Origin of the sequence: Pseudomonas sp. NyZ201 (assembly GCF_049860765.1) — a bacterium.
Classification (GTDB): Bacteria; Pseudomonadota; Gammaproteobacteria; order Pseudomonadales; family Pseudomonadaceae; genus Aquipseudomonas; species Aquipseudomonas bharatica.
Map to the genome: position 1 here is coordinate 5288630 of NZ_CP187557.1, position 18779 is coordinate 5307408.

Genomic DNA, 18779 nt, shown 5'->3' on the forward strand with positions numbered 1-18779 from the left:
TCAGGAGGTCATTCATACGGCAACGCACCGGCCTGGCTTCGGATGGGTGGAATCGGCGCCGCTGACGGACGCCGACCCGGTTTCGGGCAGCACTGCGCAGGCTAGCCGAAATCCGGGCGACAGGAAGGCAATCCGGCGAATCACTCGCTGGAAAGCAGGTCCATGGTGTGCTTGTCCATCATTTCCAGGGCGCGACCGCCGCCACGGGCGACACAGGTCAGCGGGTCCTCGGCGACGATCACCGGCAGGCCGGTTTCCTGGGCCAGCAGTTTGTCCAGGTCGCGCAGCAGGGCGCCACCGCCGGTCAGCACCAGGCCACGCTCGGCGATGTCCGAGGCCAGCTCCGGAGGCGATTGCTCCAGCGCGCTCTTGACCGCCTGGACGATGGTCGCCAGGGACTCCTGCAGGGCCTCCAGCACTTCGTTGGAGTTCAGGGTGAAGGCACGTGGCACGCCTTCGGCCAGGTTGCGACCGCGAACATCGACTTCGCGCACTTCGCCGCCCGGGTAGGCGGTGCCGATTTCCTGCTTGATGCGCTCGGCGGTGGATTCGCCGATCAGGCTGCCGTAGTTGCGGCGCACATAGGTAACGATGGCTTCGTCGAAGCGGTCGCCGCCAACGCGCACGGACTCGGCGTAGACCACGCCGTTCAGGGAAATCAGCGCGATCTCGGTGGTACCACCACCGATATCGACGACCATCGAACCGCGGGCTTCCTCGACCGGCAGGCCGGCACCGATCGCGGCGGCCATCGGCTCCTCGATCAGGAACACTTCGCGGGCACCGGCGCCCAGGGCCGATTCACGGATGGCACGGCGCTCGACCTGGGTCGACTTGCACGGCACGCAGATCAGCACGCGCGGGCTCGGCTGCAGGAAGCTGTTCTCGTGCACCTTGTTGATGAAGTACTGCAGCATCTTCTCGCAGACGCTGAAGTCGGCGATCACGCCGTCCTTCATCGGACGAATGGCAGCGATGTTGCCCGGGGTACGGCCGAGCATGCGCTTGGCTTCGGTACCGACCGCGACGACACTTTTCTGGTTGCCGTGGGTACGAATGGCCACGACGGAGGGCTCATTCAGGACGATACCGCGCTCACGCACGTAAATAAGGGTGTTGGCAGTGCCCAGGTCGATGGAGAGATCGCTGGAAAACATGCCACGCAGTTTCTTGAACATGGGAAAGGGACCCTGGCAACGCGTGGGTAAAAAAGTGCGGCAAACTCTAACAATGGCAGGGATTTTGGGCAAGGCGCCAATATGGTAAATTGGCGGTTTTTCCGAGCAGGCCAGCACACGATCGGGCCTTATGACCACGTGTCCCCCGGCATGTTCCTCATCCGGACAATTCCGTTTCTTACCCAGGAGATCCCCATGGCGCTTGAACGCAGCGATGTGGAAAAGATCGCCCATCTGGCCCGGCTGGGCCTGAACGAGGCCGATCTGCCACGTACTACCGATGCCCTGAACAGCATTCTGGGACTGGTCGACCAGATGCAGGCAGTCGACACCGACGGCATCGAGCCACTGGCCCACCCGCTGGAAGCCCGTCAGCGCTTGCGCGCCGACGTTGTAACAGAAAGCAACCAACGCGACCGCTACCAGGCCATCGCCCCGGCGACGGACAGCGGCCTGTACCTGGTTCCGAAAGTCATCGAGTAAGGGAATAGCGCCAGCATGCATCAACTCACCCTGGCCGGGATCGCCCGTGGCCTCGCCGACAAATCGTTTTCCTCCGAAGAGCTGACCCGCGCGCTGCTGCAGCGCATCCACCAGCTCGACCCGCAACTCAACAGCTTCATCAGCATCACCGATGACCTGGCCATTGCCCAGGCCAAGGCTGCCGATGCCCGCCGCGCCGCCGGCGAGAGCGGTGCCCTGCTCGGCGCGCCGATCGCCCACAAGGACCTGTTCTGCACCCAGGGCGTACGCACCAGCTGCGGCTCGAAGATGCTCGACTCGTTCACCTCGCCCTACGACGCCACCGTGGTCGCCAGGCTGGCCGAAGCCGGCACCGTGACCCTGGGCAAGACCAACATGGACGAATTCGCCATGGGGTCGGCCAACGAATCCAGCCACTACGGTGCCGTGAAGAACCCGTGGAACCTGGAGCACGTTCCGGGCGGTTCGTCCGGCGGTTCCGCTGCCGCCGTGGCCGCGCGCCTGCTGCCGGCAGCCACCGGCACCGATACCGGCGGTTCGATCCGCCAGCCGGCTGCACTGACCAGCCTGACCGGCCTCAAGCCGACCTACGGCCGCGTTTCGCGCTGGGGCATGATCGCCTACGCCTCCAGCCTCGACCAGGGCGGCCCGATGGCCCGCACCGCCGAAGACTGCGCCCTGCTCCTGCAAGGCATGGCCGGCTTCGATCCGAAGGACTCCACCAGCATCGACGAACCGGTCCCGGACTACAGCGCCAGCCTCAACGGCTCGCTGCAGGGCCTGCGCATCGGCCTGCCGAAGGAATACTTCGGCGCCGGCCTAGACCCGCGCATCGCCGACCTGGTCCAGGCCAGCGTCAAGGAGCTGGAAAAGCTCGGCGCGGTGATCAAGGAAATCAGCCTGCCGAACATGCAGCACGCCATTCCCGCGTACTACGTGATCGCTCCGGCCGAGGCGTCCTCGAACCTGTCGCGCTTCGATGGCGTGCGCTTCGGCTATCGCTGCGAGAACCCCAGGGACCTTACCGACCTGTACAAGCGCTCCCGTGGCGAAGGCTTCGGCAGTGAAGTGCAGCGGCGCATCATGGTCGGTACCTACGCGCTGTCGGCCGGCTACTACGATGCCTATTACCTGAAGGCGCAGAAAATCCGCCGCCTGATCAAGAACGACTTCATGGCCGCCTTCGAAGGCGTAGACGTGATCCTCGGCCCGACCACGCCGAACCTGGCCTGGAAGATCGGCGCCAAGAACGCCGACCCGGTCGCCGAGTACCTGGAAGACGTCTACACCATCACCGCCAACCTCGCCGGCCTGCCGGGCCTGTCGATGCCGGCCGGTTTCGTCGATGGCCTGCCGGTGGGCGTGCAGCTCCTGGCCCCGTATTTCCAGGAAGGCCGCCTGCTCAACGTCGCGCACCAGTACCAGCAAGTGACTGACTGGCATACCCGCGTACCCAACGGCTTCTGAGGAACAGACACATGCAATGGGAAGTTGTGATCGGGCTGGAGATTCATACCCAGCTCGCCACCCAGTCGAAGATTTTCTCCGGCAGCGCCACCACCTTCGGTTCCGAGCCGAACACCCAGGCCAGCCTGATCGACCTGGGCATGCCCGGGGTACTGCCGGTGCTCAACCAGGAAGCGGTGCGCATGGCCTGCATGTTCGGCCTGGCCATCGACGCCGAGATCGGCCAGCACAACGTGTTCGCGCGCAAGAACTACTTCTACCCGGACCTGCCCAAGGGCTACCAGATCAGCCAGATGGAGCTGCCGATCGTCGGCAAGGGCCACCTGGACATCGCCCTTGAGGACGGCACCGTCAAGCGCATCGGCATCACCCGCGCGCACCTGGAAGAAGATGCCGGCAAGAGCCTGCACGAAGACTTCAGCGGTTCCACCGGCATCGACCTGAACCGCGCCGGCACGCCACTGCTGGAAATCGTTTCCGAGCCGGAAATGCGCAGCGCCAAGGAAGCCGTGGCCTACGTCAAGGCGATCCACGCCCTGGTCCGCTACCTGGGCATCTGCGACGGCAACATGGCCGAAGGCTCGCTGCGTTGCGACTGCAACGTGTCGATCCGGCCGAAGGGCCAGGCCGAGTTCGGCACTCGCTGCGAGATCAAGAACGTCAACTCGTTCCGCTTCATCGAGCGTGCGATCAACAGCGAAGTGCAGCGCCAGATCGACCTGATCGAGGACGGTGGCAAGGTCATCCAGGAAACCCGCCTGTACGATCCGAACAAGGACGAGACCCGCTCCATGCGCAGCAAGGAGGAAGCCAACGACTACCGTTACTTCCCCGACCCGGACCTGCTGCCAGTGGTGATCGAGTCGGCGTACCTCGACGACCTGCGTGCCACCCTGCCGGAATTGCCGCCACAGAAAGTGGAGCGTTTCCAGAGCCAGTACGGCCTGTCGGCCTACGATGCCAACGTGCTGGCTTCCAGCCGCGAGCAGGCGGAGTACTTCGAGAAGGTCGCGGCCATCGGCGGCGACGCCAAGCTGGCGGCCAACTGGGTGATGGTGGAACTGGGCAGCCTGCTGAACAAGCTGGGTGTCGAGATCGACCAGGCGCCGGTCAGCGCCGAGCAACTGGGTGGCATGCTGCTGCGCATTCGCGACAACACCATCAGCGGCAAGATCGCCAAGACCGTGTTCGAAGCGATGGCGGCGGGTGAAGGTGATGCCGACCAGATCATCGAGGCCCGCGGCCTGAAGCAGGTTACCGATAGCGGCGCGATCGAGAAGGTGCTGGACGAGGTTCTTGCGGCCAACGCCGAGCAGGTCGAGCAATACCGTGCGGCGGACGAAGCCAAGCGCGGCAAGATGTTCGGCTTCTTCGTCGGCCAGGCGATGAAGGCCTCGAAGGGCAAGGCCAACCCGCAACAGGTGAACCAGTTGCTCAAGAGCAAGCTCGAAGGGTAATTCGTGCCCCCCAATCGCTGGCAAGCCAGCTCCCACAAGGTCCGCGTGCACCGCCGACCCTGTGGGAGCTGGCTTGCCAGCGATCAGCCCCCACGGAGCATCAGACATACATGTGGCGTCCCCTAAGCGCCCTGGCGCTGTTCACTCTCCTTGCCGGCTGTGCCAGCCACGACATCGACCCTCGCGGCTACGATGAAACCGGCACCGCCTCCTTCTATGGTTCCCGCCATCACGGCAAGCGCACCGCCAGCGGCGAGCCGTTCAACCAGCATGGCCTGACCGCCGCCCACCGCACCCTGCCCTTCGGTACCCGGGTCCTGGTGACCAACCTGAAAAACGAACGCAGTGTCGTGGTCCGCATCAATGATCGAGGCCCCCATACCCGCGGCCGTCTGATCGACCTTTCCAAGGCTGCGGCCCAGCAACTGGACATGATCCGTAGCGGAACGGCGCGAGTCCGGGTACAAAGCCTGAGCGACTGACCGGTTTTCTGGAGCACGACCATTTTCGACCTGGCCGCTTTACCCACTTTCAGCCTGCTGCAATTGGCCAGCGGCCTGATCCTTCTGATTCTCGGCGCCGAACTGCTGGTGCGTGCAGCCCTGCGTATCGCTGCCAGCCTGCACGTGCGCCCGCTGATCATCGGCCTCAGCCTGGTGGCCTTCGGCAGCAGCGCGCCGCAACTCACCGTCAGCCTGCAGGCGGCCTACACCGGCGCGCCCGATGTGGCGGTGGGCAGCGTGATCGGCAGCAATATCTTCAATGTCCTGGTGATACTTGGCCTCGCGGCGCTGATCATTCCGCTGCGAGTGTCACGGCAACTGGTACGCCTGGATATCCCGCTGATGATCGCCGCCAGCGTGGCGGTCTACCTGCTGGCCCTGAACGAGGTACTCGGGCGCTGGGAAGGCGCGCTGCTGCTGGCCGGACTGGCGGCATACCTCGCCATCCTCTGGCATCAATCGCGGCATTACGCGCGGACTTACCCGGCACCCAACCCGCGAATCGACCGGGGCATCGGCTTCTGGTTCGGCAGCCTGCTGCTGATGCTGCTCGGGCTCGGCCTGCTCAGCCTGGCCGGGCACCTGTTGCTGGAAGCCGCGGTCGAGGTGGCGACCGACCTGGGCCTGTCGGAACGGGTGATAGGCCTGACCGTAGTCGCGGTCTGCACGTCGCTTCCGGAACTGGCCACCTCGCTGATCGCGGCGATCCGTGGCGAACGGGAAATCGCCGTGGGCAACGTGATCGGCAGCAACCTCTTCAATCTGCTGGCGGTGCTTGGCCTGACTGCGGTGCTGGCCCCGGAACCGCTATCGATCTCGCCCAACGCGCTGGACTTCGACCTGCCGGTGATGCTCGGCGTCGCCCTGCTGACCCTGCCGGTGTTCTATTCCGGCTACCGGGTCACCCGCGTCGAGGGCCTGGTGTTCCTCTGCCTGTATCTGGCCTACGGCCTGCACGTGGTGGCCTTTACCACCGGCATGCCGCTGGCCAATCGCCTGGAGCAGTTGATGCTGTTCTATGTCCTGCCAGCGCTCGCCGTATTGCTGAGCTATACGACCTTGCGCGCCTGGCGCCGCCAACATTAAGGAGAACAACATGGGTGAGACGAAGAAAACCGGCGAACAGGTTCGCCGCCAGGTCATGGGCGACGTGTTCGTCGATCGCGCCCTGGGCAATGCCACCGAGTTCACCGCGCCGCTGCAGGAATTCGTCAACGAACACGCCTGGGGCAGTGTCTGGAGCCGCGAAGGCCTGCCACTGAAGACCCGCAGCCTGATCACCCTGGCCGCCCTGACCGCGCTGAAATGCCCGCAGGAACTGAAAGGCCACGTGCGTGGCGCGCTGAACAATGGCTGTACGGTAGAAGAGATTCGCGAAGCCCTGCTGCATTGCGCAGTCTATGCGGGCGTGCCGGCGGCGATCGATGCGTTCCGCGCGGCCCAGGAAGTGATCGACGCCTGGCAACAGGGCTGATCGATCACTTGCGCGACAAGGTGCGTCAGGCCTGGGCCTTGCGCCCCTTGGTCAGTTTGTAGACCACCCACAGCACGAGCAGCCAGACCGGGATCAGCTCCACGGAAATGCGGATGCCCTCGGTCTGCCACATCACCACCAGGATGAAGGCCAGGAAGGCCAGGCACAGGTAGTTGGTCAGCGGATGGCCCAGGCTCTTGTAGAAGGTGTCCTGGCCGGCCGCAGCCTTGGCCTTGCGGAATTTCAGGTGGGTGATGCTGATGATCCCCCAGTTGATCACCAGCGACGACACCACCAGCGCCATCAGCAGGCCGAAGGCTTCGCGGGGCATGAAGTAGTTGATGAGCACGCACAGGCCGGTGGCCAGCGCGGAAATGCCCAGGGCCGCCAGCGGCACACCCTTGGCGTTGACCTTGAGCAGCGACTTCGGCGCATCGCCCTGGGTCGCCAGGCCGAACAGCATGCGGCTGTTGCAATACACGCAGCTGTTGTACACCGACAGTGCCGCAGTCAGGACCACCAGGTTGAGCACCGTGGCCACGACGTTGGCGTCCAGGTCATGGAAGATCATCACGAACGGACTGCCGCCATCGACCACTTTCTGCCACGGGTACAACGCCAGCAGCACCGCCAGCGCACCCACATAGAACAGCAGGATGCGGTAGATCACCTGGTTGGTCGCCCGCGGAATGCTGTGGCGCGGGTTATCGGCCTCGGCGGCGGTGATGCCCACCAGTTCCAGGCCGCCAAAGGAGAACATGATCACGGCCATGGCCATCATCAGCCCGGTAACACCATTGGGGAAGAAGCCGCCATGCTGCCACAGGTTGGCAACGCTGGCGTCCGGACCGCCATTGCCGCTGAGCAGCAGGTAGCCACCGAAGCCGATCATGCCGAGGATGGCCGCCACCTTGATCAGGGCGAACCAGAACTCCATCTCGCCATAGACCTTTACCTGGCTGACGTTCATCAGGTTGATGATGACGAAGAATACCGCCGCCGTGGCCCAGGTCGGGAAATCCGGCCACCAGTACTGCACGTAGATACCCACGGCGGTCAGTTCGGCCATGCCCACCAGGACGTAGAGCACCCAGTAGTTCCAGCCGGACATGAAGCCGGCGAACGGCCCCCAGTAGCTGTGGGCGAAGTGACTGAAGGTGCCGGAAACCGGCTCCTCGACCACCATCTCGCCGAGCTGGCGCATGATGAAGAAGGCGATCAGGCCGGCAATGGCATAACCCAGCAGCACCGAGGGGCCGGCCATCTGGATGGTCTGGGCGATGCCCAGGAACAGGCCGGTGCCGATCGCCCCGCCCAGGGCGATCAGCTGGATATGGCGATTCTTCAGGCCGCGATGCAAACGCTCGGGCGTGATCTGGTCTTGCATGAAGTGTCCTCGGACGTGAGAGGCAGTGTTGGCGTTGTTTTGCGAGCGAAGGATCTAGATCCATCCGCCCCACTGCAATAGGAATATTCCGATGTTCGTTGTCACAGCGGCGGCAAGGGTGGTGATCACGATGATCGATGCCGCCAGTTCATGGTTGCCATTGGACGAGCGGGCCATCACATAGCTGGCCGCTGCCGTCGGGCTGCCAATATAAAGGAACAGGATGCCCAGTTCCGCCCCGCGAAAGCCGCATAGCCAGCCGCCGAAGGTAAATATCACGGGTAGCCAGACCATCTTCACCAGGCTTGCGCTCACGGCCATCCGACCGCTGGCGCGCAATGACGCCAGGGACAGGGTGCCGCCGATGCAGATCAGCGCCAGTGGCAGGGTCATCTGCGCGATGTAGTCGGCGGAAGTCAGCAGCCAGTTGGGCAGCGCCACCTTGGCATAGGCCATTGGCGTCGCCAGCAGCACGCTGATGATCAGCGGGTTGCGCAGGATGCTCTTGAAGATGCTCCACGGGTCCGACTTGACCGTCGGGCTGTAGACCGCCAGCACCACCACCGACAGCGAGTTGTAGAGCAGGATCACCAGGCCGGCGAGGATCGCGCCGAGGGAAATGCCGTAGTCGCCGTACATGCTGGCCGCCAGGGCCAGGCCGATCACACCGTTGTTGCCCCGAAACGAGCCCTGGGTGTAGATGCCGCGATCTTCCTTGGGGCAACGCCAGATGGCAATCAGCCAGGCCAAGGCAAAACTGCCGAAGGTGGCGGCGATGAAGTAAAGCAGCAGGCCGGGATTGACCGCCGCGTCGAGGTCGGCGTGGTAGATGCCGAGGAACAGCAGCGACGGCATGCAGACGTTGAAGACGAGGGACGAGGCAACCTGGATGAAGTTGTCGTTGATCGCATCGATGCGGCGCAGCAGCACACCCATGAACAGCATCGCGAACACCGGGGCGGTGATGTTCAGGGTCTGGATGAAGAGGGCGAGCATGCGGGGGAATTTCCGTGGGCCTGGCGTCAGGCGACCAATGATACGCCAGTGCGGGGCTCAGGGATGGGGGTTTGTGGATGAAATGCCGGAATTTCGGCGATTTTGAGCGCCTCATCGCTTGCAAGCCACAGCCAACCCCCACCCTGTGGGAGCTGGCTTGCCAGCGATGAGGCCCTCAAGGGCAATGAACGACTCAGCGACGAACCGGCCGCTTCTGCAACTTGCGCTGCAAGGTCCGACGGTGCATGCCCAGGGCGCGGGCCGTGGCGGAAATGTTGCCTTCGTGCTCGGTCAGCACGCGCTGGATGTGCTCCCATTGCAAGCGGTCCACCGACATCGGGTTTTCCGGCACCAGGGTGTCCAGGTCCGCGTGCTGGGACAACAGCGCCGCCACCACGTCATCGGCATCCGCCGGCTTGCACAGGTAGTTGCAGGCGCCGCGCTTGATGGCTTCGACGGCAGTGGCGATGCTGGAGTAACCGGTAAGGATCACCACCTTCATTTCCGGGTCCAGTTCCAGCAGCTTGGGCAACAGGACCAGGCCCGAGTCGCCGTCCATCTTGAGGTCCAGCGCAGCGTAGTCGGGAACGTCCTGCTGGGCGATCAACAACCCGGCATCCGCGGAACTGGCAGTGCTGACGCGAAAACCGCGGCGAGCCATGGCCCGGGCCATCACCCGGGTAAAGGTCGCATCGTCGTCGACCAGCAGCAGGTGCGGCAGGTCTTCACCTTCAACCTGGATTTCATCACTCATCACACGTCTCCTCGCGCGTCACGGGGCAGGCGCAGCTCGGTCAGCGTACCGCCCTCTTCGTGACTATAGAGTTTTACCGAGCCGCCAGCACGGGTCACGCTGGCCTTGCTCAGGAACAGGCCAAGACCGAAGCCTTTGCCCTTGGTGGTAAAGAAGGGTTTGCCGATCTGCTCGGCAATGGCCACCGGTACGCCGGGGCCGTGATCGCGGATGCTGATGACGATATCCGTGGCATCCCAGTCGAGCTGCACCTCAAGCCCGTCGGGGCAGGCATCGGCGGCGTTGTTCAGCAGGTTCAGCAAGGCCTGGGTCAGGTCGGGTGGCGGCGCCAGGTGTGGCACCAGCCCCTGTCCGAGGCGCTGGAAGCGATAGCTGGCTTCCGGACGCATCAGGTGCCAGCGGTTCAGCGCCTCGTCCATCCAGAAGGTCACCGGCTGCTCTTCCACCGCCATGCGCCGGTTGGCCTCGGCAGCGCGGACCAGTTGCTGCAGGGTGTGCTTGCACTGCTTGACCTGCTCCTGCAACACCGCCAGGTCCTCCTGCAGCAGGGGGTCGGTGTGATCCTGGCGCATCTCGTTGAGCAACACGCTCATGGTCGCCAGCGGTGTGCCCAGTTCGTGGGCGGCGCCGGCCGCCTGGGTGGCCACGGCCAGCAATTGCTGGTCGCGCAGGCCTTCTTCGCGACGCTGGGCCTGGAAGGCTTCCTGGCGGCGCAACTCCTCGGCCATCTTCGCGGCAAAGAAGGTGATGACCGCTGCCGCCAGGGCGAAGCTCAGCCACATGCCGTAGATCTGCATCTTTTCCCTGGCCATGGGGAAGGTATCCAGCGGATAGAACTGCACCAGCAACAAGGTGTAGGCAACCAGGGCGATACCGGAGAGGATCAGCGAATAGACCCACGGCAGGGTAACCGCGGCGATCGCCAGCGGTACCAGGTAATAGGAAACGAAGGGGTTGGTCGAGCCGCCGGAAAAGTACAGCAGGGCACTGTGGATCAGCAGGTCGCAGGCCAGCTGCACGGCGTATTCCAGCTCGGTGACCGGCAGCGAGGCACGCAGGCGCAGGGCGGTCACCAGGCAGAGCACCATGGAAAAGCCGAGGGTGACGCTCAGCGCCAGCCAGGGCAGCGGCAGCAGTTCGGTCCAATAGGCGACCGCCACCGAGCCGGCCTGGGCCGCCAGTACCAGGGTACGGATGAACGTAAGGCGCCAGAGGTTCTGGCGGGTGGCAGACAACATTTGCATTTTGACCGGGGCGAGCATGAGCTCTCCTGATGAGTGCTCCAGGTAAACCGTGGCGAAGTATACCGAAGGGACGTCCTGCACTGCAGCGATGCGGCAACTCGCCACACCGCAGGCCGGTTAAATGATAGCCATTTGGAACCTTGGTGCTACTTTCAAGGTCTGATCGAGTCTGCGTGGTGCACAGGATGGTACCGGCCACGCCCATTTTTCAAGGAGCCGCACATGAATACCCCAAGCCGTAGCGCCAAGGCCCTGCTGGTCGCCAGCCTGCTGGCCAGCCTTCCCGTTCTGGCGGACGAGCCGCGCTACAACCAGATCTCCCTGCGCGCCGAAGCGAGCAAGGAAGTCCCCCGCGACCTGATGGTCGTGACCCTCTACAGCGAAGCGCAGAACACCGACCCGGCCAAGCTCGCCGCCGAGATCACCACCACCCTCAACAAGGCGCTGGAACAGGCGCGCCAGGTCAAGGATGTGAAGATCAGCCAGGGCAGCCGCAACGCTTACCCGATCTATGACGACAAGGGTCAGAAGATCACCGGCTGGCGCGAGCGCGCCGAACTGCGCCTGGAAAGCGGCGACTTCCCTGCCCTGTCCAAACTGACCGGCGAACTGCTGCAACAACTGAAGATGGGCGGCATGGACTTCGCCATCGCCCCGGCCACGCGCAAGACCAGCGAGGACGCACTGATCAAGGACGCGGTCGATGCCTTCAAGGCACGGGCGCAGATCGCCACCGAAGCGCTGGGCGGCAAGGGCTACAAGGTGGTCAGCCTGAACCTCAACAGCAGTGGTTATCCACAGCCGTACCTGCGTGCACCGATGATGATGAAAGCCAGCATGGATGCCGAGGCGGCACCTTCGCCACAGGTCGAGGCGGGGACGACGCAGGTCAGCGTCAATGCCGATGGCACCATTGAAGTGCAGATGTAAGCCACCTCTCTAAAGAGCGACACGGGCTCCTGTGGGAGCGGGTTTACCCGCGATTGCAACGGTGAATCCACCGACGTAATCGCGGCGGTTCGGCGCCCCGATGAACCCGCTCCCACAGGAGCCCGTGTCGCATTCAAATTCTGCAATTTCCCCCACGCAAACGTTCAACTCGCACAAAGTTACACAATCGCGACATTCCTGTACGAACGTTCCGAAATTGCTGTCAGAAGCTATCCTCAAGCGTTGCACCAGGTCCAGTACCTGCATAAGTATCCGCGGGTCGGCTCACAAGGCCGCCCTCAGATCACAATGACAACAATGAGGCCACCATGCTGAAAACCGCAGTCATTCCGTTCCTTGTCGGCGCAGGTCTGCTCGCCGCCACACCGGCCGCCCAGGCCGCTTCCAACCTGGTCTACTGCTCCGAAGGCAGCCCCGCCGGCTTCGACCCGAGCCAGTACACCACCGGTACCGACTTCGACGCGTCCTCGGAAACCGTGTTCAACCGCCTCGCCCAGTTCGAGCGCGGCGGCACCCAGGTCATCCCGGGGCTGGCCACCAGCTGGGACGTTTCCGATGACGGCCTGACCTACACCTTCCACCTGCGCGAAGGGGTCAAGTTCCATACCACCGATTACTTCAAGCCCACCCGCGACTTCAACGCCGACGACGTGCTGTTCACCTTCAACCGCATGCTCGACAAGGACATGCCGTTCCGCAAGGCCTACCCCACCGAGTTCCCATACTTCACCGACATGGGCATGGATGCCAACATCAAGCAGGTGCAGAAGGTCGACGCGCACACCGTCAAATTCCTCCTCAACGAAGTCGACGCCGCGTTCATCCAGAACATTGCCATGAGCTTCGCCTCGATCCAGTCCGCCGAATACGCCGAGCAGTTGCTCAAGCAGGGCAAAGCCGCGGACATCAACCAGAAGCCGATCGGCACCGGTCCTTTCGTGTTCAGCAAATACCAGAAGGACGCGCAGATCCGCTTCAAGGGCAACAAGGACTACTGGTCGCCCGCCGAGGTGAAGATCGACAACCTGATCTTCGCCATCACCACCGACGCCTCGGTGCGCATGCAGAAACTGAAGAAGAACGAGTGCCAGATCACCCTCTTCCCCCGTCCTGCCGACCTCGAGGCGCTCAAGGCCGACCCGAACCTGCAGATGCCGCACCAGGCCGGCTTCAACCTCGGCTACATCGCCTATAACGTGATGGACAAGATCAAGGGCAGCAACGAGCCCAACCCCATGGCCCAGCTCAAGGTGCGCCAGGCCCTGGACATGGCGGTGAACAAGCAGCAGATCATCGATTCGGTGTACCAGGGTGCGGGCGAACTGGCAGTCAATGCCATGCCGCCGACCCAGTGGTCGTACGACGACACCATCAAGGGCACCGAATACAACGTCGATAAGGCCAAGGCGTTGCTCAAGGAGGCCGGCGTCAAGGAGGGTACCGAGATCACCCTGTGGGCCATGCCGGTACAGCGGCCGTACAACCCCAACGCCAAGCTGATGGCCGAGATGATCCAGTCCGACTGGGCGAAGATCGGCATCAAGGCGCGCATCGTCAGTTACGAATGGGGCGAGTACATCAAGCGCGCCAAGGACGGCGAGAACGGCGCCATGCTGATCGGCTGGAGCGGCGACAACGGTGACCCGGACAACTGGCTCGGCACCCTCTACGGCTGCGATGCGGTCAACGGCAACAACTTCTCCCACTGGTGCAACGCCGACTACGACAAACTGGTGAAGGCGGCCAAGCGCACCCCCGACCAGGCCAAGCGCACCGAGCTGTACAAGCAGGCCCAGCACATCCTCAAGGACCAGGTGCCGATCACGCCGATCGCCCACTCCACGGTCTACCAGCCGATGCGCAAGAGCGTCGAGGGCTTCAAGATCAGCCCCTTCGCCCTTAATGACTTCTACGGCGTCAGCGTGAAGCCATAAACCCAAGGCAGGAGCTGGCGAGCCAGCTCCTACACCTGTCTGAAATTTCCTCAACTCAGCCGGAAAGCTCCCACCCCAATTTGCTCCCTGTGTACCTCGTCGTCTCCTCCGTACCCACTTACCTTGGGAACGGTGCCGTGATGCGTGAGCGAGGATTCGCTGCGTGCTGCGGAAACTTCCAATAATGACGACAAGACAGGGAATTCCCATGCGTAAGACGTCTCTCTTCGCCGCCTTGCTCGGAGCCGGTCTGCTGGCCCATTCGCCCTTCGGCCTGGCCAAGGGCAACCTGGTGTTCTGCTCGGAAGGCAGCCCCTCGGGCTTCGACACCGCGCAATACCAGAGCGGTACCGACAACGACGTGTCCGAACCGCTGTACAACCGCCTGGTGGAGTTCGAACGGGGGGCCACGGGCATTCAACCGTCCCTGGCCACCGACTGGACCATCTCCGACGACGGCCTGGTGTACACCTTCAACCTGCGCCCCGGGGTGAAGTTCCACAGCAATGCCGGTTTCACCCCGAGCCGCGAGTTCGACGCCGACGACGTGGTGTTCACCTTCAACCGCATGCTCGACCCGACCCACCCCTTCCGCATGGCCTACGGCACCGTGTTCCCCTACTTCAGCGCCATGGGCATGGACAAGACCATCGCCAAGGTGGAAAAGACCGGCCCGATGAGCGTGACCTTCACCCTCAACCACCCCGACGCGACGCTGCTGCAGAACCTCGCCATGAGCTTCGCCTCGGTTCTCTCGGCCGAATACGCCGAACACCTGCTGGCCCGCGGCACCCCCTCGGACATCACCCACAAGCCCATCGGCACCGGCCCCTTCGTGTTCACCCGCTACCAGAAGGACACCCAGATCCGCTACCGCGGCAACCCCGACTACTGGGCCCCCGAGCAGGTCAGGCTGGACAACCTGATCTACTCGATCAACGTCGATCCGTCGGTCCGGGTGCAAAAGCTGCGCAAGGGCGAATGCCATGTGAGCATCCATCCACGTCCCGCCGACCTCGAGGCCCTGCGCAGCGACGAGAACATCAACCTGATCGAGAAGCCCGCCTACAACCTCGGCTATATCGCCTACAACACCCGGCACAAGCCGTTCGACCAACTGGAAGTCCGCCAGGCGCTGGACATGGCGGTAAACAAGGAAGCGATCATCAAGACCGTGTTCCAGGGCGCCGGCCAGGTGGCGGTCAACACCATGCCTCCGACCCAGTGGTCGTATGACGAGAGCATCGTCGATACCCCCCGCGATCTGGAAAAGGCCCGGCAGATGCTGCGCGACGCCGGGGTCAAGGAAGGCACCGAAATCACCCTCTGGGCCATGCCCGTGCAGCGCCCGTACAACCCCGACGCGCGGCTGATGGCGCAGATCCTCCAGGACGACTGGGGCAAGCTCGGGCTGAAGGTGAACATCGTCAGCTACGAATGGGGCGAATACCTCAAGCGGGCCAAGAACGGTGAACACGACACCCTGCTGATCGGCTGGACCGGCGACAACGGTGACCCGGACAACTGGCTGGGCACCCTGTACAGCTGCGATGCCATTGGCAGCCACAACCATTCCATGTGGTGCGACCCGGAATACGACGCGCTGATGAAGAAAGCCAAGGGCACCAACGACCGCGAGCAACGCAGCGAGCTGTATCGCCAGGCCCAGCAGTACATCAAGCAGAACGTACCGATCACCCCGATCGCCCACTCCACCGTCAGCCAGCCGGTAAGCACGCGGGTGAAGGACTACCTGGTGAGCCCGTTCGGCAAGACCACGTTCCGCGACGTCGGCATCGACTGACCACTGCCAGCCGGATCGACGCCCACCGGCCACGATCCACCGCATTGGCCGCCGGGTCCGCGAGGCCCGCCGGCACACCAAGAAGAACAAGAAAGGAAGCATCGCCTTGAAACGAATCACCACCGTAATCGCCCTTTCCCTTGGCGGCCTGTCCGGCCTTGTCCAGGCCGACGCCACCAGCCAGGACTACCTGCCGCTGACGCTCAAGGAAAACAGTGCCCAGGCCGAATCCAACGGTTTCATCGAAGACCAGAGCCTGTCCGGCTGGACGCGCAACTGGTATGCCCGCGAGCGAGCGACCAAGGGCCCGCTGTTCCGCTACTACAAGAGCGACGGCAGCCGCCGCGACACCCACAGCCGCGACAACTGGGTGCAAGGTACCGTTCTCGACTACAGCTCGGGCTTCACCCAGGGCACCGTCGGTTTCGCCACCCAGGTCGCCGGCTACCACGCGCTGGCCCTGGAGCGCGGCCGCGCCCGGGTCGCCGGGCCGAACAACCGCACCCTGACCCACGGCGATGGCGATGTCATCGGCCAGTGGAGCAAACTCGGCCTGGCCAACCTGCAGGCACGCATCTCCAACACCACCCTGGTCGCCGGTCGGCAGTCGATCAACACGCCGGTGTTCGCCTACATCGGAAACCGCGCTTTGCCGTCGAGCTTCGATGGCGTCGCCCTGCACAGCGCCGAATTCGACAACCTGTCCTTCGACCTCGGCACCTTCGAACGGGTCTCGACCCGCACCGAACAGGGCAAGAGCAGGTTCACCACCGAGTATTCGGCACTGGGCGCCGAAGCCGACCGGGTCAGCCTGGCCGGCCTCAACTACCAGCCGTTGCGCAGCCTGACCACCAGCCTGTACTTCGGCCATGTCGAGGACATCTGGAACCAGTACTACTTCGGCGCGTCCCACGACCTGGGAGACAAGGGCACCCTGGCCCTGACCACCGGGTTCAACTGGTACGGCACCCGCGACACCGGCTCGGCAAAACTGGGGACGATCGACAACGACACCTTCAGCCTATCCTTCACCCTGGCGCACCAGGCCCACAGCCTGACCCTGGCCTACCAGCAGGTGAACGGCGACGAGTACTTCGATTACGTGCACGACACCAATGCGATCTTCCTCGCCAACTCGCTGTTCTCCGATTACAACGGGCCCAACGAGAAGTCGTTCCAGGTCGGCTACGCCCTGGACATGGCCGGCTTCGGCGTGCCGGGCCTGCGCCTGAACGCCTACACCGCCCGCGGCTGGGGCATCGACGGCACCCACTACAAGGGCAACGGCTACGATGTACGCAACCTCGATGGCGAACATCACCGGGAATGGTCCCTCGGGGCCAGCTACGTGGTGCAGAGCGGGCCGCTGCAGGCGACCAATATCCGCGCCTATTACACTGCGCACCGCGCCAGTCGAGAACAGATCGATGGCAATCTCGATGAATTCCGCATCGTGACCACCATTCCGTTCAACATTCTTTAAGCAGGTCCCGGGGGGCGATCGCCCAGGCGCCCGCTCCCCGGGCAGGAGACGACAAAGGATATGCCGATGAAAAACCTGACCCTGCACGCCGCGCTCGCGGCCCTGCTGCTGGGCGCCTCGACGGGGCTTCTGGCGCGCCCGCTGGTGGTCTGCACCGAAGCCAGCCCGGAAGGCTTCGATATGGTCCAGTACACCACCGCCGTCACCGCCGATGCCGCGGCCGAGACCCTGTTCAACCGCCTGGTGGACTTCAAGCCCGGCACCACCGAGATCCAGCCATCCCTGGCCGAACGCTGGGACATCAGCGAAGACGGCCTCACCTACACCTTCCACCTGCGCAGGGGCGTCAAGTTCCACACCACGCCCTGGTTCACCCCGACCCGGGACATGAACGCCGACGATGTGCTCTGGAGCTTCCACCGCCAGCTCGACCCCGGGCATCCCTGGCATGACAAGACCAGCATCGGCTTTCCCTATTTCGAAGGCATGAGCTTCGGCAAATTGCTCAAGAGCGTGGAAAAGACCGACGACCACACCGTGGTCTTCACCCTGACCCAGCCCCAGGCCCCGTTCCTGCGCGACCTGGCCATGGCCTTCACCTCGATCTACTCGGCCGAGTACGGTGACCAGTTGCTCACGGCGGGCAAAACCGGCGACCTCAACAGCAAACCGGTCGGCACCGGCCCGTTCGTCTTCCAGCGCTATATCAAGGACGCCCAGGTCCGCTACAAGGCCAACCCGGACTACTTCCGCGGTGCGCCGCCCAGCGAAACCCTGGTCTTCGCCATCACCCCCGACAACAACGTGCGCCTGCAGAAACTGCGCGCCAACGAATGCCAGGTTGCCGTCTATCCCAAGCCCGACGACGTCCCCTCGATCAAGCAGGACCCGATGCTCAAGGTGGCCGAACTGGAGGCGCTGATCATCGGCTACGTGGCGATGAACACCGAGCATCCCCTGCTCAAGGACGTGCGGGTGCGCAAGGCCATCGATATCGCCTTCGATCGCCAGAGCCATATCGACCAGTTGTTCGGCCAGGGCAACGCGGTGCTGGCGGTCAACCCGTACCCGCCGACCCTGCCCGGCTACAACCACGACAACCGGAACCCGCCCCGCGACCTCGACAAAGCCCGTGCCCTGCTCAAGGAAGCCGGCGTGCCGGAAGGCGCCAGGCTGACCCTGTTCACCCGCAATGGCGGCGGCATGACCAACCCCAATCCGCGCCTGAGCGCCGAAATGCTCCAGGCCGACCTCAAGCAGATCGGCCTGAAACTGGATATCCGCGTTATGGAATGGGCAGAAATGCTGCGCCGCGCGAAGAACGGCGAGCACGACCTGGTGTCCACCGGATGGGCCGGCGACAACGGCGACCCGGATAACTTCCTGACCCCGCTGCTCAGTTGCGAGGCGGTGAAGAACGGCGAGAACTATGCTCGTTGGTGCAATGAACGGTTCGACGCGCTGATCGACCGGGCTCGCCAGGTGATCGACCCGCAACAGCGAGAAGCACTCTATAAGGAGGCCCTGGCCGTGTACGATGCGGACCGGCCGTGGATAACCATGGCCCATCCGAAGATGTTCACGGCCATGCGCCGGAACGTCGAGGGCTACATCATCAGCCCCCTGACCAATAACAACTTCGCCACTACCCAGGTGAAGTAGAA

Annotated in this window: 16 protein-coding genes; 11 read left to right on the top strand and 5 right to left on the bottom strand. The window is 63.6% G+C overall.

What is annotated here, in order from left to right; translation table 11 throughout:
* Positions 1-140: 140 nt before the first annotated feature.
* Positions 141-1178 (bottom strand): rod shape-determining protein MreB, encoded by a 1038-nt coding sequence (gene mreB, locus ACPFMA_RS23750; protein WP_008371426.1) that lies wholly within the window; start codon positions 1176-1178, stop codon positions 141-143.
* Positions 1179-1373: 195 nt separating this feature from the next.
* Between mreB and gatC the strand changes: the two genes are divergently transcribed.
* The 6 genes from gatC to ACPFMA_RS23780 all read left to right on the top strand — a co-directional run bounded on the left by gatC (position 1374) and on the right by ACPFMA_RS23780 (position 6562).
* Positions 1374-1661, top strand: coding sequence for an Asp-tRNA(Asn)/Glu-tRNA(Gln) amidotransferase subunit GatC (gatC, locus tag ACPFMA_RS23755; RefSeq protein ID WP_009398181.1), 288 nt, complete (start codon positions 1374-1376; stop codon positions 1659-1661).
* 15 nt (positions 1662-1676) lie between these two features.
* Positions 1677-3128 carry an Asp-tRNA(Asn)/Glu-tRNA(Gln) amidotransferase subunit GatA gene (gatA, locus tag ACPFMA_RS23760; RefSeq protein ID WP_064301617.1) on the top strand — a complete coding sequence of 484 codons (1452 nt, stop codon included), beginning with the start codon at positions 1677-1679 and terminating at the stop codon, positions 3126-3128.
* Between the two features lie 11 nt (positions 3129-3139).
* The gene (gene gatB, locus ACPFMA_RS23765; protein WP_009398177.1) at positions 3140-4585 is read left to right on the top strand and encodes an Asp-tRNA(Asn)/Glu-tRNA(Gln) amidotransferase subunit GatB; all 1446 of its coding nucleotides are present in this window, start codon (positions 3140-3142) and stop codon (positions 4583-4585) included.
* Between the two features lie 110 nt (positions 4586-4695).
* On the top strand, positions 4696-5067 hold the full coding sequence (locus ACPFMA_RS23770) for a septal ring lytic transglycosylase RlpA family protein (RefSeq protein WP_009398175.1): 372 nt from the start codon (positions 4696-4698) through the stop codon (positions 5065-5067).
* Between the two features lie 63 nt (positions 5068-5130).
* A complete protein-coding gene (locus tag ACPFMA_RS23775) occupies positions 5131-6174 on the top strand; it encodes a calcium/sodium antiporter (protein WP_081263087.1) in 1044 nt (347 codons plus the stop codon).
* Positions 6175-6184: 10 nt separating this feature from the next.
* Positions 6185-6562: a carboxymuconolactone decarboxylase family protein gene (locus tag ACPFMA_RS23780; RefSeq protein WP_425928868.1), complete on the top strand. Its 378-nt coding sequence runs from the start codon at positions 6185-6187 to the stop codon at positions 6560-6562.
* A gap of 25 nt (positions 6563-6587) precedes the next feature.
* Here ACPFMA_RS23780 and ACPFMA_RS23785 read toward each other — a convergent pair whose 3' ends face one another.
* The 4 genes from ACPFMA_RS23785 to ACPFMA_RS23800 form a co-directional block, all read right to left on the bottom strand.
* Positions 6588-7949, bottom strand: a complete 1362-nt coding sequence (locus tag ACPFMA_RS23785; RefSeq protein ID WP_009398170.1) for an amino acid permease — start codon at positions 7947-7949, stop codon at positions 6588-6590.
* Between the two features lie 54 nt (positions 7950-8003).
* A complete protein-coding gene (locus tag ACPFMA_RS23790; RefSeq protein WP_009398169.1) occupies positions 8004-8945 on the bottom strand; it encodes an AEC family transporter in 942 nt (313 codons plus the stop codon).
* A 193-nt stretch (positions 8946-9138) separates the two neighbouring features.
* The gene (locus tag ACPFMA_RS23795; RefSeq protein WP_009398167.1) at positions 9139-9699 is read right to left on the bottom strand and encodes a response regulator transcription factor; all 561 of its coding nucleotides are present in this window, start codon (positions 9697-9699) and stop codon (positions 9139-9141) included.
* Positions 9699-10961: an ATP-binding protein gene (locus tag ACPFMA_RS23800; RefSeq protein ID WP_009398165.1), complete on the bottom strand. Its 1263-nt coding sequence runs from the start codon at positions 10959-10961 to the stop codon at positions 9699-9701. The genes ACPFMA_RS23795 and ACPFMA_RS23800 overlap by 1 nt, the downstream gene beginning before the upstream one ends.
* 204 nt (positions 10962-11165) lie before the next feature.
* On the opposite strand from ACPFMA_RS23800, the gene ACPFMA_RS23805 reads away from it, so the two are divergent.
* From ACPFMA_RS23805 to ACPFMA_RS23825, 5 genes are all read left to right on the top strand, one after another.
* Positions 11166-11873: an SIMPL domain-containing protein gene (locus ACPFMA_RS23805; protein ID WP_425928869.1), complete on the top strand. Its 708-nt coding sequence runs from the start codon at positions 11166-11168 to the stop codon at positions 11871-11873.
* Between the two features lie 329 nt (positions 11874-12202).
* Positions 12203-13828 (top strand): ABC transporter substrate-binding protein, encoded by a 1626-nt coding sequence (locus ACPFMA_RS23810; protein ID WP_425928870.1) that lies wholly within the window; start codon positions 12203-12205, stop codon positions 13826-13828.
* Positions 13829-14036: 208 nt separating this feature from the next.
* Positions 14037-15632 (top strand): ABC transporter substrate-binding protein, encoded by a 1596-nt coding sequence (locus ACPFMA_RS23815; protein WP_420058733.1) that lies wholly within the window; start codon positions 14037-14039, stop codon positions 15630-15632.
* 106 nt (positions 15633-15738) lie between these two features.
* On the top strand, positions 15739-17115 hold the full coding sequence (locus tag ACPFMA_RS23820) for an OprD family outer membrane porin (RefSeq protein WP_420058734.1): 1377 nt from the start codon (positions 15739-15741) through the stop codon (positions 17113-17115).
* Positions 17116-17181: 66 nt separating this feature from the next.
* A complete protein-coding gene (locus tag ACPFMA_RS23825) occupies positions 17182-18777 on the top strand; it encodes an ABC transporter substrate-binding protein (protein WP_425928871.1) in 1596 nt (531 codons plus the stop codon).
* Positions 18778-18779 lie beyond the last annotated feature (2 nt).

Bases quoted from the DNA above. Each gene is read 5' to 3' on its own strand.
- mreB (WP_008371426.1), bottom strand. From the start codon at position 1,178: ATGTTCAAGAAACTGCGTGGCATGTTTTCCAGCGATCTCTCCATCGAC.
- gatC (WP_009398181.1), top strand. From the start codon at position 1,374: ATGGCGCTTGAACGCAGCGATGTGGAAAAGATCGCCCATCTGGCCCGG.
- gatA (WP_064301617.1), top strand. From the start codon at position 1,677: ATGCATCAACTCACCCTGGCCGGGATCGCCCGTGGCCTCGCCGACAAA.
- gatB (WP_009398177.1), top strand. From the start codon at position 3,140: ATGCAATGGGAAGTTGTGATCGGGCTGGAGATTCATACCCAGCTCGCC.
- ACPFMA_RS23770 (WP_009398175.1), top strand. From the start codon at position 4,696: ATGTGGCGTCCCCTAAGCGCCCTGGCGCTGTTCACTCTCCTTGCCGGC.
- ACPFMA_RS23780 (WP_425928868.1), top strand. From the start codon at position 6,185: ATGGGTGAGACGAAGAAAACCGGCGAACAGGTTCGCCGCCAGGTCATG.
- ACPFMA_RS23785 (WP_009398170.1), bottom strand. From the start codon at position 7,949: ATGCAAGACCAGATCACGCCCGAGCGTTTGCATCGCGGCCTGAAGAAT.
- ACPFMA_RS23790 (WP_009398169.1), bottom strand. From the start codon at position 8,945: ATGCTCGCCCTCTTCATCCAGACCCTGAACATCACCGCCCCGGTGTTC.
- ACPFMA_RS23795 (WP_009398167.1), bottom strand. From the start codon at position 9,699: ATGAGTGATGAAATCCAGGTTGAAGGTGAAGACCTGCCGCACCTGCTG.
- ACPFMA_RS23800 (WP_009398165.1), bottom strand. From the start codon at position 10,961: ATGCTCGCCCCGGTCAAAATGCAAATGTTGTCTGCCACCCGCCAGAAC.
- ACPFMA_RS23805 (WP_425928869.1), top strand. From the start codon at position 11,166: ATGAATACCCCAAGCCGTAGCGCCAAGGCCCTGCTGGTCGCCAGCCTG.
- ACPFMA_RS23810 (WP_425928870.1), top strand. From the start codon at position 12,203: ATGCTGAAAACCGCAGTCATTCCGTTCCTTGTCGGCGCAGGTCTGCTC.
- ACPFMA_RS23815 (WP_420058733.1), top strand. From the start codon at position 14,037: ATGCGTAAGACGTCTCTCTTCGCCGCCTTGCTCGGAGCCGGTCTGCTG.
- ACPFMA_RS23825 (WP_425928871.1), top strand. From the start codon at position 17,182: ATGAAAAACCTGACCCTGCACGCCGCGCTCGCGGCCCTGCTGCTGGGC.